General features: G+C 39.3%; 10 protein-coding genes, 2 pseudogenes and 1 CRISPR repeat array. Of the genes and pseudogenes, 1 reads left to right on the forward strand and 11 read right to left on the reverse strand.

Annotated features, from left to right (window positions below):
* Positions 1–152 precede the first annotated feature (152 nt).
* From ODOSP_RS06400 to ODOSP_RS18720, 3 genes and pseudogenes are all read right to left on the reverse strand, one after another.
* Positions 153–749: a GNAT family N-acetyltransferase gene (locus tag ODOSP_RS06400; RefSeq protein WP_013611550.1), complete on the reverse strand. Its 597-nt coding sequence runs from the start codon at positions 747–749 to the stop codon at positions 153–155.
* Positions 750–826: 77 nt separating this feature from the next.
* Positions 827–1,429 (reverse strand): annotated as a pseudogene (locus ODOSP_RS06405) (maltose acetyltransferase domain-containing protein).
* Between the two features lie 170 nt (positions 1,430–1,599).
* Complete coding sequence (locus ODOSP_RS18720; protein ID WP_049782840.1) at positions 1,600–1,800, reverse strand: nitroreductase family protein; 201 nt, start codon at positions 1,798–1,800, stop codon at positions 1,600–1,602.
* An 8-nt stretch (positions 1,801–1,808) separates the two neighbouring features.
* Between ODOSP_RS18720 and ODOSP_RS20180 the strand changes: the two are divergent.
* Positions 1,809–2,081: pseudogene (locus ODOSP_RS20180) on the forward strand (AraC family transcriptional regulator); the annotation flags it as partial.
* 62 nt (positions 2,082–2,143) lie between these two features.
* A CRISPR array of direct repeats spans positions 2,144–6,804; the repeat unit is 30 nt; unit sequence GTTTCAATTCTACCTTAGTTCAATTAAAAG.
* 218 nt (positions 6,805–7,022) lie between these two features.
* Here the strand turns inward: ODOSP_RS20180 and cas2 are convergent.
* From cas2 to cas6, 8 genes are all read right to left on the reverse strand, one after another.
* Positions 7,023–7,283: a CRISPR-associated endonuclease Cas2 gene (gene cas2 / locus ODOSP_RS06420; RefSeq protein WP_013611552.1), complete on the reverse strand. Its 261-nt coding sequence runs from the start codon at positions 7,281–7,283 to the stop codon at positions 7,023–7,025.
* Positions 7,283–8,287, reverse strand: a complete 1,005-nt coding sequence (gene cas1b / locus ODOSP_RS06425; protein WP_013611553.1) for a type I-B CRISPR-associated endonuclease Cas1b — start codon at positions 8,285–8,287, stop codon at positions 7,283–7,285. The genes cas2 and cas1b overlap by 1 nt, the downstream gene beginning before the upstream one ends.
* Positions 8,288–8,328: 41 nt before the next feature.
* Entirely contained in the window at positions 8,329–8,841 is a 513-nt protein-coding gene (gene cas4 / locus ODOSP_RS06430) for a CRISPR-associated protein Cas4 (RefSeq protein ID WP_013611554.1), read from the reverse strand.
* The gene (locus ODOSP_RS06435) at positions 8,838–11,561 is read right to left on the reverse strand and encodes a CRISPR-associated helicase/endonuclease Cas3 (RefSeq protein WP_041556492.1); all 2,724 of its coding nucleotides are present in this window, start codon (positions 11,559–11,561) and stop codon (positions 8,838–8,840) included. The genes cas4 and ODOSP_RS06435 overlap by 4 nt, the downstream gene beginning before the upstream one ends.
* A gap of 2 nt (positions 11,562–11,563) precedes the next feature.
* Positions 11,564–12,343 carry a type I-B CRISPR-associated protein Cas5b gene (cas5b, locus tag ODOSP_RS06440; RefSeq protein WP_013611556.1) on the reverse strand — a complete coding sequence of 260 codons (780 nt, stop codon included), beginning with the start codon at positions 12,341–12,343 and terminating at the stop codon, positions 11,564–11,566.
* The gene (locus tag ODOSP_RS06445) at positions 12,340–13,278 is read right to left on the reverse strand and encodes a type I CRISPR-associated protein Cas7 (RefSeq protein ID WP_013611557.1); all 939 of its coding nucleotides are present in this window, start codon (positions 13,276–13,278) and stop codon (positions 12,340–12,342) included. Before ODOSP_RS06445 ends, cas5b begins: the two co-directional genes overlap by 4 nt.
* A 16-nt stretch (positions 13,279–13,294) precedes the next feature.
* Complete coding sequence (locus tag ODOSP_RS06450) at positions 13,295–15,115, reverse strand: hypothetical protein (RefSeq protein WP_197699709.1); 1,821 nt, start codon at positions 15,113–15,115, stop codon at positions 13,295–13,297.
* A gap of 242 nt (positions 15,116–15,357) precedes the next feature.
* Positions 15,358–16,128 (reverse strand): CRISPR-associated endoribonuclease Cas6, encoded by a 771-nt coding sequence (cas6, locus tag ODOSP_RS06455; protein WP_013611559.1) that lies wholly within the window; start codon positions 16,126–16,128, stop codon positions 15,358–15,360.
* Between the last annotated feature and the right edge of the window lie 11 nt (positions 16,129–16,139).

The following is a 16,139-nucleotide window of genomic DNA, read 5'->3' on the forward strand; positions in this document are numbered from 1 at the left end:
CACCTATCCGGAATCTGCAAGGTGACACTGATCAGGAACGAAATAACGCTAATCCAGATAAATCTACATTTTGATTATAAGACTATTTGTTTAATGAAATCAGCCAATAATCCTTTATATTTGAAGTACTAAGATAACAAAAATAAACGAGATTACCAATTTTCTATTTCTCTCTTCAGAATGCTATAAACGTTCAAATCCACATATTGCCCGTCAGCCATCAATTCCCCTTCGCGCTCAACGCCTTCAAGGGTAAAACCCAGGCGGCGGGGGATGGCATTGCTAGGTGCATTTCCGGCTGCACAACGGATACGAATACTGTTCATTCCCCGTTCGCTGACCGCCCATTCACAGAGATGGCGGACACAACGGGTCATTATACCACGGCCCTGATATTCGGGGATCAACCAATAACCGATCTCGGTGCGATGATTAATATTATCGGTGATGACAAACCCCACCAGTCCGCACAATTCGTGGCCCTGGCCGATAACAAAGACGATGTTCCGATCAGCATAGGGAAGAGCCAGCTGTTCATTTAAAAACGCTTCTTCGTCAGCCACCTCCTTCAATCCATCGACAAAAGGAAGCCACGTACGCAAATATACCCGATTATCATATATCGTCTGCCAGATGATAGCGGCATCGGCCAAAGTAGCTTCACGGATAAAAAAATCCGGTCCTATCTGTGCAGAATAGCCTGTTTCTTCCCTATTCAAGGCTGACGGACATGAAGATTGTTTTTTCATATAAATTCAATAGTCAGGATTAACCCAACAAAGATATAGATTAATTTCAGATTCAGCCTAACCGGTTTCCCGAGTATTTAATCCCCTCTCATCTTGCCTCTGTTGATTTCACGTATCATCCGGCAGGAACAAGACTATTGGCCTGAATATTTTCGGCAACGACACTTCCGGCCCCGATAACACCACCTTCACCGATAGTGACTCCCGGCAGGATAATTGCACCTCCTCCGATCCAGCCACCATCCTCTATCGTCACCGGCAAGGCAAAAGTATGACGGATATATTCGCTACCTTCCGGTATCCCGACAGGAGTCAGGCGTTCGTCCAAGCCGACAGGATACCTAGCCGTATAAATCCGTACGTCGGAAGCGATGAGCCCCCGCTTCCCGAGTGCGATCCGGTTAAAACCGACAAAGGTACAACCAGTGTTTACCACCACCCGATCACCTATATGAATATTACAACCATAACCTCAACTAAAAGCATGCCCGACCGCTCCCCCCTGTACCGATACTTCCGAACATCCCGCACAACAAAACCTTTTTTCCTCTTTCCTTTCATAAGGTAAGAAATTATACTTCATCAATAAAACAATGTGTTTTTCTTTTCAGCTCAGGAAAAACGGGAACATGACAATCATACCACTCACCGGCCAGACATTTTTCCAGTTCTGTTTTCATAAGCCAAACTATCCGGTTTACAGTACAGTCACTATCTCATTCACCGGTTTCCTGACAGAAACACATGCCGGGAAGCGTTTACATACCCCAGGGAGATGATCACGACAGGCTCCTGCCATCCGGTAACTACAATCGAGATTTCACCCGTCCGGATCGAAATTATAACCCCATCAACTCCCTAATCCCTGTACCGCTACAGCCAAACAAATATGTTCGGCCGCTATCGCCGCACCGATATCTGCATGGTTCTTCTTATCCGGGTTCCGTACCCAGCCAACCACTTTATCGATACAAAATGACAATATACACCGGAGCGCCGGCAAACCATTACCGATCGTAGCATTGCCGTACTTGCTGTTTTCGTGCTTCACTTTTATAACATGCCAATCATCAACCCGGCTGTATTTTACGCCATAAAACGGATAAATCGCTGGTAGAAACGATCATCCGGAAGTACGTAAACCGGAATCTCTACAGTAAAAAGATTATCGCCCAGGTAATCAATACCACCATCATTGTTGTCGCCCGCAATATCGCCCTGTTTCTTCCCCGGCAAATGAATAAATGTCCGGAAGAAAGAGCTTTGAATATCCTGCAATATATTCAATCCAATATTCATCGTTCCGAGAAGATCAATACCCCGGCGACAAACTGACATTTCGGAATCTCACCCTTATCCGGGACGGTTAATAAAAACATGCCAGGTTGAGTCCAGTTTCAATTCTACCCTAGTTCAATTAAAAGTAGGAATAAACCGTACCCAACCACGTAGCCATATACGGTTTCAATTCTACCTTAGTTCAATTAAAAGCGCCGGGCATGGTTTCGGTGGTTTCGGGGAAAGTGTGTTTCAATTCTACCTTAGTTCAATTAAAAGGGGGTGAATCCACCGGTTTTCATTCCATGGGGAAAAAGTTTCAATTCTACCTTAGTTCAATTAAAAGGGTGGTGCCGCATGAAAACTGCGTGGACAGAAAAATGTTTCAATTCTACCTTAGTTCAATTAAAAGGGATTTCCACAAGCTTATTTTTCTGGGACATTCTCCAGTTTCAATTCTACCTTAGTTCAATTAAAAGAAGCCACCATTTCCCCATCCGTTGTTACCCCAACCCAGTTTCAATTCTACCTTAGTTCAATTAAAAGGGGATTGAAGGTATCAATGAACTAACCGATCTGGCAGTTTCAATTCTACCTTAGTTCAATTAAAAGGAGTATTGCAGAATGGCGTTTAGCTATCGGTATGGAGTTTCAATTCTACCTTAGTTCAATTAAAAGACTCATTCTTTAAAAGAAAAAACATGGAAAAGACATGTTTCAATTCTACCTTAGTTCAATTAAAAGGAAGGAGCAAGCGGATGCCAGAAAAGCGGTTGTGGAGTTTCAATTCTACCTTAGTTCAATTAAAAGCTTAAAGTAAAAGAAATACAGGTATTAAAAGAAGAGTTTCAATTCTACCTTAGTTCAATTAAAAGAGCAGATGTCGGAATATGTAGAACAGTCAAAATCAAGTTTCAATTCTACCTTAGTTCAATTAAAAGTAATTTATTTCACCTTCACTAGTGTATTTTCTTCCAGTTTCAATTCTACCTTAGTTCAATTAAAAGATGGGTCAAAGGTGTGAGAGAAATACTTAACCTAAAGTTTCAATTCTACCTTAGTTCAATTAAAAGCTCTTCCGGTTATGACGCTAAGATCGGCTCTTCCGGGTTTCAATTCTACCTTAGTTCAATTAAAAGCTGTAACCGATGTACAAAATCCTCTTCCCCTTCCTTGGTTTCAATTCTACCTTAGTTCAATTAAAAGGGATTAAAATTTTAAAGGTATCTAATTCGATACCTGTTTCAATTCTACCTTAGTTCAATTAAAAGATTATTATGTGATATAAAGGAAATTGCAAAATTTTCGTTTCAATTCTACCTTAGTTCAATTAAAAGAATATGAAGTATATTTGCTTTATAGAATAAAGGCAAGTTTCAATTCTACCTTAGTTCAATTAAAAGCAATTCGTTGTATTATATTCAATGTGAAATATAAAAGTTTCAATTCTACCTTAGTTCAATTAAAAGCAGAGAAGATGCTAGAGTTGCATTACAAAGATGGTAGTTTCAATTCTACCTTAGTTCAATTAAAAGTATCCTTTTATTTATTTGTTTTCAAAGTAGGTAGAATGTTTCAATTCTACCTTAGTTCAATTAAAAGTCAACTTCGTAATAAGGGATAAACTCATTTTTATAAGGTTTCAATTCTACCTTAGTTCAATTAAAAGCGAGAACAGGCCGCACATGCTTAACACCGTGAAAAGGTTTCAATTCTACCTTAGTTCAATTAAAAGAGATTTACAATAAAGGTCAGAAGGAGATTGCTCAAAGTTTCAATTCTACCTTAGTTCAATTAAAAGGATAATTACCAGTCGGAGCAAAGTTACCTGAATTCAGTTTCAATTCTACCTTAGTTCAATTAAAAGGTCTCCGGCTGAAGTCGATGCTTGGATGGTTTCTCTGTTTCAATTCTACCTTAGTTCAATTAAAAGGATAATTACCAGTCGGAGCAAAGTTACCTGAATTCAGTTTCAATTCTACCTTAGTTCAATTAAAAGGTCTCCGGCTGAAGTCGATGCTTGGATGGTTTCTCTGTTTCAATTCTACCTTAGTTCAATTAAAAGCTTATCAACCGAGCGTTGGTTCGAATGTTTACACATGTTTCAATTCTACCTTAGTTCAATTAAAAGTGACCAGTAATCACATAATCCAAAAGCGGAACAACGGTTTCAATTCTACCTTAGTTCAATTAAAAGATTCCCAGAATCAGTGGTCTTTGGATCAGTGGAACCGGTTTCAATTCTACCTTAGTTCAATTAAAAGGGTTGTATTCATATGAATACTGATGTAAATCTTCTTAGTTTCAATTCTACCTTAGTTCAATTAAAAGTACTTGTTTTCGTATTGGAGGTTCTGCGTCTAATATGTTTCAATTCTACCTTAGTTCAATTAAAAGATGCAGGAATTATTTTCGAAACGCGAGAGTAATTCTTGTTTCAATTCTACCTTAGTTCAATTAAAAGAATCGATTCTTAATTGTAGCCAAAGACAACATGCCTGTTTCAATTCTACCTTAGTTCAATTAAAAGGAAATATTGTTATTTTGTTAGTCTCACTTATAAAAAGTTTCAATTCTACCTTAGTTCAATTAAAAGTAGTGATTTTCGCAAAGCACAGATAGCGAGTCTTATGTTTCAATTCTACCTTAGTTCAATTAAAAGTCAAAATTATACGTATAAGGCTCGTTTTTCTCCCATGTTTCAATTCTACCTTAGTTCAATTAAAAGTCACTTTTGCATAGTAAGGACAAGAAGAGTGAATCGAGTTTCAATTCTACCTTAGTTCAATTAAAAGTAGCACGAAAGGCAAAATTTTAAAAGGGAAAAGTTAGTTTCAATTCTACCTTAGTTCAATTAAAAGTCAAAATTATATGTATAAGGCTCGTTTTTCTCCCATGTTTCAATTCTACCTTAGTTCAATTAAAAGTAATATCCACAATTCTGAGCAGGGCGAATTATTCTTGTTTCAATTCTACCTTAGTTCAATTAAAAGTGTCGGGAGCAAATAAAATAATCCTTTAATAGAAACAGTTTCAATTCTACCTTAGTTCAATTAAAAGGCCGCCATGATTTTTCAAACTCTTTTGCGGAAGAAGGTTTCAATTCTACCTTAGTTCAATTAAAAGCATATCTATTGTTATATTTTTACAATGCTCTACTATGTTTCAATTCTACCTTAGTTCAATTAAAAGACAAACAACCCGATTTGCGGAACCCGGTGCAAATGTGTTTCAATTCTACCTTAGTTCAATTAAAAGCTTGATTGCGCCGATTGCGCCGTTTTCGTCGAAAAGTTTCAATTCTACCTTAGTTCAATTAAAAGTAGTACAAACCTATCATTTTGCTTTGTGCAATATATGTTTCAATTCTACCTTAGTTCAATTAAAAGGTTTTTCAAGACGGAAATAAACAGCGTCTTAATAGTGTTTCAATTCTACCTTAGTTCAATTAAAAGTGTTTTGGATTGTCTTAACCTCCTGTTCCGTCATTTGTTTCAATTCTACCTTAGTTCAATTAAAAGCCGGAATATTTATGCGATGCAATGCGTATAATCCGAGTTTCAATTCTACCTTAGTTCAATTAAAAGTTTGTGCAGTCGTTCAATTAAAGCAACTTTGAAATAGTTTCAATTCTACCTTAGTTCAATTAAAAGACTTATCGCCCCGTTCGCTAAAAACGCATTTACAAAGTTTCAATTCTACCTTAGTTCAATTAAAAGTTTTAAATTTGCCGTCCTCAATAAACCAATAGCATTGTTTCAATTCTACCTTAGTTCAATTAAAAGGTATTTGTGCATACATAAACAGCATTCCCGATAAGTGTTTCAATTCTACCTTAGTTCAATTAAAAGTTTCCACGAATGGGACGTTGTACGTTTGCCGTACATGTTTCAATTCTACCTTAGTTCAATTAAAAGCAATTGCGTTTCCCTGTATCTCGGTTGTGTCAACCGGTTTCAATTCTACCTTAGTTCAATTAAAAGCAATTTGCAGAAACCGGCTTGCGGGCGTTTTTAAAAGTTTCAATTCTACCTTAGTTCAATTAAAAGTGAGGTTTACAAGAATTTAACACGTAAAATAAAGAATGTTTCAATTCTACCTTAGTTCAATTAAAAGCCGGTTGTTGGATATACTCAAAAAATACTATTCGCAAAGTTTCAATTCTACCTTAGTTCAATTAAAAGCAACTTTGCCCGGTTCGCCTCTAAATCGTCTAATTCTGTTTCAATTCTACCTTAGTTCAATTAAAAGTCACCATAAATAATTGTACTATGTTATTCAAAGTATGTTTCAATTCTACCTTAGTTCAATTAAAAGTCAAAATTATACGTATAAGGCTCATTCTTCTCCCATGTTTCAATTCTACCTTAGTTCAATTAAAAGATGGCTTTCTCTGCCATAAAGATTTATCTTTATTTAGTTTCAATTCTACCTTAGTTCAATTAAAAGCAGCCGTATTTACAGGCTGGGTACGAGTAAACAATGTTTCAATTCTACCTTAGTTCAATTAAAAGCTAAGCCGAGAACAGGCCGAGTGTGCTTAACACCAGTTTCAATTCTACCTTAGTTCAATTAAAAGTGTTCTCGGCTTAGCGATGGACCAGCAGTTTGAGTTGTTTCAATTCTACCTTAGTTCAATTAAAAGACAACGTCACCAATAAGATTAGACGAATCAGAAGAGTTTCAATTCTACCTTAGTTCAATTAAAAGTCGTCAATAAGTTTTACACTGAATGTCAACATAAACAGTTTCAATTCTACCTTAGTTCAATTAAAAGCCGTTAAAAACGCCAACAAATATACTTCAAAATCAATGATTTATCATCCATTTATTCTCATTTTTTACAAACATTTGCAGTCGACCTTCAATTCTTAAATTTACCCTGACCTTCGACAACAACTTTTAAATTATTCATTTTCAACATGTCAAAGAACTATTATTCCATTTCTATTGTAATTACTCTCTCAACCCCCAATCATTTTTTTAAGGTCGACGCTATAAAAAATTAGAAACGCTGGCTTTTTCATCTCCTATAATCTCTTTTTCCAGCCATTTTTCGTCCCGGCTTTTAAAGAAAATCAAACTATCCTTTTCATCCATAAGATTCCGGGCTTCCGATGTTAATTGCTTCAACTGTACTTCTGAAATCTCCCCTTCAAATACACTGTTTTGTATCCATGAAAGGTAACGCCGGCACAATTTCAACATTTTAGCCGTCCGCTTCTGATCGACATCATATACTAAAATGACATACATTACCACCACATTTTCAAAGGTTTATATTCTTCCATCCCCAATAAATGCTTGGTCAGTTTATAACATTCTAATTTAATCAAATGCCTGTAACTGACACTTCTTCCCAACTTCCGGTGTTTTATCGTCTCTTTCGTCCTCTCTTCCCATTCCTGGGCTACTTTTTTCATAGAAGATTGCTTTAGCAGACATCGATTTAAGTGTTGATCGAAATCCGATTCCCTTAACTGTTTACGGTTAAACATGGAGAAAATCAATCGGTCCGCCAATATGGGTTTAAAGATTTCTGCCATATCCAGAGCCAGAGAATAACGCCTTTCCCCCGGCTCATGCAGAAAGCTGATCGTCGGATTCAATTGGGTATGATAAATGGCATCCAGACATAACGAATAACACATACTGTTAGCAAAAGAAATCATCGCATTCACCTCATTGGAAGGTGGCATCTTTGTCCGGTTTCCCATGGAAAAACCATCGATAATCGTATCAAATGCCTCATAATAGGTTTGACGGATATTCCCCTCGATTCCCATCAACATCGGAATATCGGTTGCAGTAGCAATCAATGGAATATAGGCTTCTATCCGTTCAATCTGTTGCCTGGTATCTTTTCCCCGATTCGTATAATATCTCAGATTCTTCAACATGTTAAACGCTGCCCCATCGATAAAACTTCGGGCAATTGCCATCCGTTTTTCCTGCCGGATATGGTGCTTCATCTGGGCAATCTGCATCTTGCCGGATAACAGGTAATCTTTAGGCATAAACGAACCGGTATAATGTTCATAATAATCGAAAAAATGAACCGCCACCTGATGCTTACCCAGAAAATTGTACATCATACTATTGGTATCCAAACTACCGAATACAAAGAGATTATCTACGGTTTCAATAGGAATGTAACGGGGTTGCCCTTCCTGTCCCTCTTCGTCTACCGGAGTAAATTTCAGCGTATTATCCTTCCGGCTCAACCGCCCGGGATTAAATAAATAGTACGTCCTTTTCATAAAACAATTTTAAGTCCATTAAAAAACATTTATTCCCTGTTTCATTCCCCTTCTCCGGAATAACAAAATTCATAATATGAACAGGCTCCGCATTTTCCTTTGGATAAAGCAGGCGGACATGCCTCCTCCCCGATCAGCTGTCGGATCTCCACCTCCATCTGACGCAATATTTCCCGGTCCCCCTCTTCCAACTCCACCCGCATCGTCTCCCTCAGTAAAGGGTATTCCAACATCCCCACCACATCGGCTATTCCTTCCCGTTCAAACAAAAGCAAATAATATTTCACCTGCCAGATATACGCCTCCTCTTTCGATGTAGATTTTTTGATTTCATGAATCACCTTCTCTTTCGGATCATAAAAATCAATCACAGAACCACCGATTCTCACTTCTTCATATCTGGCTGCCCGGTTCGGATACGAAGTCTCATGTACCAGCTTTCCTTCCGTGACTACATCCGAGGTATGTTCCATCCGGATACCATTGGCATGTAACCACGTTTCCCGTTTACACACCTGATAAAGATTAATCAAAGTTCCTGTCACATTTATCATATAAAAGTTATATCTTTCAATGCTCTGTTATTCAATCCCATTTTATAGTCGTACAATTTTCCGTTCACCCCCTCATCTTCCCAATGGGATAAATAAAAATACCCCAACTTTTCTTCCCCCGTCCCCCCTTTCAACTCCTGCAATTCTTTCGAATAACCAACCAAAGAAAAAGTAAAACACGACAATATCCGCTGCATGATTTTAAAACCGACCTTTTCTTCCAGATCAAATTTTGCAGGATGATCACGATATACGAGACGTTCGTACACCTCCCACACTTCCTTTCCATCCAACAGTCCCTCACAAGGCACAACCCCAAAATCTTCCAGAAATTGAAGTTCCCGGTCAGAAAACAGACGCTCTTTAACACCTTCTGTCATCGAATCCACTTCTACCGGCAACGGTATAGGGACAAAAACAGTTTCATTCTGCTGCTCGATTACCTGAAAATTACGATCTACCTGTTGAAAATCCAACCCTTCGACAAATCTCAAAAATCCCGAACGGAAATTCTGCACATAAGTCTGTTCGTTCATCCAATTTATCTTCTCAAAAACCAATTCATACAAACATCCGAAATCTTTTTCACGAAGAATACGTTCATATTCACCGACAGAAATTTGTTCCCGGACCATCTGATATCTTTTATCTTTTCCATACAAGACACTTGCATTATCCAGTCGGAACAAATAGACTTCACAGCCCACTTTACAGGCATTCCGGTTTACCCTCCCGGCCAACTGTTCATCACTGTCGATCAAGGATATATTTTTAAATCCTAAATCCATATCGATATCGACCCCAGCTTCAACAACCTGTGTCGTGATTAGCAATATATTTTTCTTCCGGCTGAGCGGATTTTTCAGCTCATTGATAATTTCCCGCCTCCGGGGTTCCAGAATTGTCCCGGAGAGAAGGAATACCTCGTCAAAAAAGGGCTCCTTTTCTTGTATGAAAGCATAAAATTCCGCGGCAGATTTTTTAGTGATAAACTCTATTATGGTATGAACCGTCCCGTTCTTCCCCGGTTTATCCCGATATTCCACTGATTTCCCAAGAACAAAATCCGCTAAATCGTTCATATCGATCTCTTCCTGGAACAACTCAAACCTGAACTCCACTCTCCCGGCAAAATTTGGATTCTGCATATAAGATTTTGCCTGAGGCAACAAATCCACAAATCCGGTTCTTTCCTTCAAAGGAATTCTCAGTTTACCGATCTTAGGTAAAGTCGCGGACATCAGAATAAAACGAACCTGAAAAAAGCGGGCATAATGTTCAATCAAATAATACATTTTATCCCACAAAAGCGGATTATAGGTCTGCAATTCATCGATAACCACCACCGCATTCGCCAGGCGGTGGAGTAAATAATTCGCTTCCTTCCGGTTTGTTTTCAACATATCGAAGAACTTCACATGCGACATAACGCACACAGGAAAAAGGGCAAACAAACGATCGATATAATCCTGCTTTTTATCCGCATACAGTCCATCCTCTCTTTCCTCCGTTTTTTCATTAAATCCGGCTTTGGAATGTAACTCCGCCAGTTCCGTAGAAGTCAAGCCCAAAGCATTTTTCAGTGTCTGATTTGTCTGGGTAATCAGAGTCGTATAGGGAAATACATAAAATACTTTCTGAATCTCAGGATGGACGGCCATTAATTCAGTCACCGCCAGCATGGATAAATTTGTCTTTCCCCCTCCCGTCGGAGCCTCAATATAAAACAAACGATCATCAGAATGTTCACGAACGGTCCGGATGACTTCCACAGCCATTCCGGTTCGCAGCCGATTCAAGTGATCACCGGATTTTTCCTGCGGATACTCAAAAACAAATTTATCCAATTGTTCATATATCCCCCGGTTATGCTTGTAATTTCGCAGATGCCCGATCATTTCCTCTACCCGGTGACGGTCTTCAAAAATTCCGGCCTCTTTCACCTGTCTCCCAGTCATATATGCATGAGTCGCCAGATAATCGGCAGCCGTCAGAACAGAAGAATTCAATTTAATCAGCGCATACAAAGCAAAAGAAGCTTCCCGTTGCGCATCCGTTTCCTTTCGGATAGCAACAATATGCTCGAATACAGCTTCGACACAAGTAAAATCCCCTTCATATCCCCAAACCGTCAGATAAGTATGCAATTCTTCATATCCCCCGGCAAATGAATTAAAAAACTCCTCCTCATCGGCACATCCCAAACCGCCGCTATGATGCTGCCGGATAACATAGGCAAAGAAAAAAGCATAGACAAACAGCATCTTTTTTTCTTCCTCCGTCAGGCACGGATCTTGCCACACACGGTCCAATTCAAAAGCCAGAAACAGCCAGGCGCTCAAAAACGAATGTCCATAGGCAGGTACCAATATTTCCGTCTTCCGATGTTTAAACAACCGATTCAACATCCTGGAATATTGAAAATTATCGTTTACCTTACCTGTATCATGAAAAACAAACACCGCCATAAACATCCGTTTCAACTCTTCCTGCACATTCTCCGAGTATTTTCCGGCAATCCCCGGAATCAAACGATCGACGACCTTCTCCAAACCGTGCTTGCCGATCAGCCAACAAGCCCTTTCAACCACTTTGGCCGTATGTTCCTGCAAAGATTCGGCAGATTTTCCGGGACAAATATGTGCCAGATAAGAATCATTTTTCAACCTGCCGAACAATAACTCCATCTGGCCCTGAATTATTTCTTTACAGTCTTTCATATTCAAAACAATTGAACAATCTTTCCTTCCTCTTCCAGCTGATACAAATTTACCATCTGCGTGGCAGCCTGTAAGGTCCAATCCGTAAAAGCGAAGTCGGCCAATTCATATTGCATCAGAACCGGATGAAAACCAACAGGCAAACGTTCGAAATACACAAAACTACCTCGATTCACTATGCCTTTCAGCGAAAACGAAAAACTGGCCTTTACCTGCTGTCCTTTCAATACTCCTTCTTTGATAAACAAGGATGAAACCCGGAAATCAGTTTCCGGTACAAAAGTTTTAAAAGCATATTCCCGGAACGAATCTCCGAACCAGGCCGGATATTCATTTTTACCCAAATAGGGAATATACTCGGCCCATCCTTCCCGGATATACTCGTACAACTTCCGGTGATCCGGATGCTCTTCCGACAACAAAAGATAGCAGCGATAGGCCGGACGAATCAGCATACTCTCTTCAACCAGCAGGTTACCATCCTGATTAGCATATCCGACCGTATTCGTATACTTGACTATCGTTTTCTGAAAATTCCCTTTCTCATGTCTCCCCTCCAAAGGTTCTATTCCCACCGGGAGGGCAGCCAACCGCTGGTAATATTCCGGCCATTCTCCTTTTTTCCGATAACCCCGCAAACCGATAATAGCCCCCAATATGCCTAACAGGGCGGGCTTATGTAACATATTATAGGTCAGCAACACCCCATCATTGTAATCGGGCTTTTTGAAGAAACCGAAATCAGCCTGTATATCAAATGAAATCAGTCGTTGATTATTCATAACCCGTTCAATTCAAGTTCGACCGTTCCTTCCGGCAGATGAATCACTTTTGTAATTCCCTTATTGTAAAACAATTCAATTTTTGAGATCTCATTTTTGATTTTTTCTTTGGACAATAAGGTACTCACTTTCGCAAAATCAATTTCCCGTTCTGCATTTACCTCTATCAAATCCACGAAAGAGGGTAATACCAGCTTCGACTCTTCTTTCAATTCCACCCACAACAAGGCCTCATTCTCCGTTCCTGCCTTGGAAGAGGAATCATAATATGTCACTCCGCAACGTAAAGCTTCTTTCAATTTGGCAATATCCTCCCCCGTTAATCTTCCATTATCGACAAATTCAGTCAGTTCGTCTAAATTACCGGGATTGACTGAAAAATGATGTACGTAATGGCCTTCCTGTAATTTAAATTGGGTTCCTAAAGTCGTTTGCATCGAATCCGTACTATTATCATTGGAGTTCCGGAAAGGCGAAGCAATCTGCTCTGAATAGATAATCCCTTCCACATATCGGTTCACCCCATGCGTCGGTTGTACAACACCATGAATAGACAAATTGGCCGTTTTACTGGCAAAAGTTCCGCCAAATAACCGTACATCCAGACAGCTCAACAAATTTCCCAGAATCACTTTACGCGCCTTGACCGCCTCTTTCTTATCCGCTTTCGGATAATCGCCGAAGAAACGGGCATAATTCTGGTCTAAATCCCGGGGCTGCATATCTCCATTCAGGCTTTTAAAATAAAATACCTTGTCTTCCGGATAATTTTTATCTATATAATTCCGAACGGTATATTTCAATGCTTTATCTGTTGCATATACCGACCCATCGGGCAAAGTACGGGGCTGATGTGAAAAGTCCGCATTATAATTGGAATTGACAGATTTGATTACCACACAACCAAACACTCTGTTTTTAAATGTATTACTCATAATGTTTTATTTTAAGTTAGTTTTCTTCATTTGTTTCTTCTGATTTATTAACGCTAAAAAGCAGATTATCCGAAAAAATCCCGGCCAGCATCATGGGCAGGTAGTCCCGCATATTCGCTTGGGTCTGATAGGCCATAACCGATGCAAACGGATGACGGAAATTGCCTGAAAAATTCTCATGCTTATAGGTATCGAAAAGCCGGGCAATCGCTTTATTCAATTCAGAGGCGTGCACCTGCTGCAAAAAAGGCTCCAGCCGTTTATAACTTTTGTCTGCCGTCTTACTCTTATGTAATAAATAGTAAATCACCTGTCCGGCTGCAAAAGCATATTGTTCGTCGTTTTCCAATATAGCCTCACCTTGCGATAAGGCAACCATAAACACTCTCTGTTCTTCCAATTTACTTGCCATAGTATCTGTATTTTTAAATTGTAAATCAAAACGTTCAGCCAAACTGAACCAAATGTTCATTTTAGACAAAATCCCCCAGCGTTGGGTATGCTGGTTTCCTTTTAATTCATCCAAACGGATATCCTCCAAAATACCGGTCAATAAAATATGATCGAACATAGGACGGGTAACAGCCTGTAATCTGGATTTATAGATATAATCATAAAAAGCTTGCCGATACTTCAATACCAATAAATAGTTATTTTCCGATTTACAGTATTTCGGTTCTAATTCATCGAAATATTTACGTTGTGTATCTCCGGCTTTCGTTCGTGTAATCAACGAGTTATTAAATATTTCGCGTAACACTTTTTCCTCCAACTCAAATACATGGCTTATTTTCTCCGTAAAACCGATCTGAAAATGATCTTTTACCATCCAACCTTCTTTATCCCCACTCTGCAAACGATAGCGGAAACGGGAAACAAAATCGAAATCACAAACCGTATCGCCATAGTAATACAATAAATAATAATCACCGATATCGTCCTGATGATTTTTATAAAGCTCCCGTATGATCTCCTGATAACCGATCCTCTTGCCATCCGCCAAATACCGGGAGAAAACCGCAAGCATTTCGGTCTGCAACTCTTCCCGGTAAACAAACAACGGCAAAGGACGGGGTAAAACATTCCGGCGCATGATTTCCTGAAAATCATGGAGATTTCCAGCCATCTCTCCGGTAATCCGCCCGGCAATATCGAAAACAGCCGACTGATGGGATAAAAAAGGCTTTTTAGTTGGAAATCCATTCAGGAAATCGCTGGTCCCATAGAGTTGATTTTCTACCGAAATATTGTATTCATTGGTATTGAATAATTTGTCCGACAAATATTTTTCATGAACCCGGCGATATTTTTCCATCTCCTCCTCCAAATAAAGAATAATGTACTCCTTATCCTTGACTTCATCAACCTCTGACTGAAAACAGGCAAATAAAGCATTCAGTTTCTCTTTGGAGTTGATAAAATGCTGAAAAACCCTTATTCTTTCTTTCTCGCTATCCTCTTCGACGTAGGATAAAGCATTAGCAAAATAAGTATCGATACGGTCGTAGATTTTAGTCTTATCTTTCGCATATTTTCCTCCTCCTTCCAGAGATTCCCGTTTCAAGGCAATGCAATAAGGAGAACAGGAATGCAGCCCCTTAGCCGGAAGATCGAAACATTTATTGGTATTCACACACCATCCCACCTGAGCCAGCTCAGCACAATGCTGTAAAAAAGGATAATCGAATTCTGTCGCTTTCCGGGTCAGACAAACCCGGCAGACAGACTGTTCGTCCATAAAATGAGTTCCCTCCTTTTCCTGGATTTTCAGCAAAACATGCAGTCCTTCTTTAGGCTTCAGCCCCGCCTGCTTTAACTCAGCAGGCAAACTATTCATAAAGTTATTAATTTCCTGAAGCATATTATTGTTTTATTTTCATTCTGTAAAAATCTACTTAGGTCAATTAAAATAAGTACCTACGGTATCCCGATGGACATCGGCGGGTTATTTCAATTCTATCCCACTACTATTACAAATTCACCCAAAACAACCTGGATACCCAAACAAGGAGTTAAAAGTTTTGTTTTCCCGTTTACAACAGAATAAAAACTCAAACACCACACACACTAAACTTATTATCACTGTTTCAACACTTCCACACAACCGAATCCCTGGCTGTTCAATCGTCCGAAACCACCTTCGTAACCCAGACGCAATAATTCCGGCTGTCCTTCCAGCTCAAAGCGGAAAGTATATCCTTTCATTCTGGTTTCCTCCGGAGTACCTACCTTCAGCACAATTGTTTTAGGCTTGGGCTCAGACAACAAATGCAAGCGGGTCAGAGGCCAGGACGGATCGGGTTCCTGTCCATAAAACACCCTGTATTTATCCAGCAGATTCAAATGCAACAATTCTGCAAACTTCGGATTCCCCGGTGAAAGATGTATCGCTTTCCGGGTTTCCGGTAATTGCTCTTCAATAAACATAGGCGATAGAGTTTTAAAAAACATCCGGGAAGTGAATTCCGGCTCAGCCTGCCGCTCTAAGTTAAAGACTTCAAAGCGGACCCTCGATTTCCGGTCACCAACCTCCAATTGCCTGTTCTTAAACAGACCCATTACAAAAGCATCAATTGCTTCTATCGGATAGAACGACACAATCAACTGGGCCGTATCCGCCAAAACAAAAATCCGATCCCCCTCGATTCTGAAACACGGAAAATAGAAATTCGAAAAGGTAAATAATTTAAATGCTTTCTTTTCCTTACAATATCCTTTATCATGTAGCCAGGCAGTAAAAACCGGATTACCTTCATTCAATACCTTGTACAAACAACTTGACAATTCATACATATAATTACAAGGTAAAACGGTTCCTTCCACAATTTTAAGTACCAATTTCAAACGCATAATAATAATTT

The sequence above is a fragment of the Odoribacter splanchnicus DSM 20712 genome (assembly GCF_000190535.1).
Taxonomy (GTDB): domain Bacteria; phylum Bacteroidota; class Bacteroidia; order Bacteroidales; family Marinifilaceae; genus Odoribacter; species Odoribacter splanchnicus.